Annotated in this window: 1 protein-coding gene and 1 pseudogene; one reads left to right on the top strand and one right to left on the bottom strand. The window is 59.8% G+C overall.

Going from position 1 to position 528, the window contains the following annotated elements:
* Positions 1-95: transposase (locus Taqua_RS13155; protein ID WP_144327005.1), on the bottom strand; the 95-nt coding region annotated here is incomplete at its 3' end.
* A 144-nt stretch (positions 96-239) separates the two neighbouring features.
* On the opposite strand from Taqua_RS13155, the pseudogene Taqua_RS13150 reads away from it, so the two are divergent.
* Positions 240-528: pseudogene (locus Taqua_RS13150) on the top strand (IS5/IS1182 family transposase); the annotation flags it as partial.

Genomic DNA, 528 nt, shown 5'->3' with positions numbered 1-528 from the left:
CCCAGTTCGCGGCACAGATCGGGCACGCTCAGACCAGCCTCCGCCCGCTTGAGCGCGTCGATGATCTGGCTGTCAGTGAAACGCGATTTCTTCATCGTAGAGATTCTCCTTCGAGACTCTCTACTTCGTCCACCCTGAAATATTCATAACCATCTGATTTATCGTGACATTTCCTTGATTTTTGGGTACAATTTCCCGCGCTCTATCGACGTTTGGCGCTGATTTTCTGGGAGTTCGAGATGGCTGCCTGCCCTGCCACCGAGGATTTTTTCCGGCTGCGCCTGGACCAGATGATCGACCTGCGCCACCCGCTGGCGGTGCTGGCCTCGCGCATGCCGTGGCAGGAGATTGAAGCGGCGGTTGCCCACCGTTTCGCACGAAAGGCGCGCGCGGGCACAGCCCTGCCCGAGCTGGATTTGTTCGGGCAGACGCTGGTGCGCACCCCAAGGCCGTCCAACGCCGGTCGCCCGCGCGTGCCGCTGCGCATCATGGTGAGCCTGTTGTACCTCAAACACGCCTTCAACGAGT

Source organism: Tepidimonas aquatica (assembly GCF_007556585.1).
Classification (GTDB): Bacteria; Pseudomonadota; Gammaproteobacteria; order Burkholderiales; family Burkholderiaceae_C; genus Tepidimonas; species Tepidimonas aquatica.
Note: the sequence above shows the minus strand (reverse complement) of the source record. Positions and strands in the feature narration are given on the sequence as shown.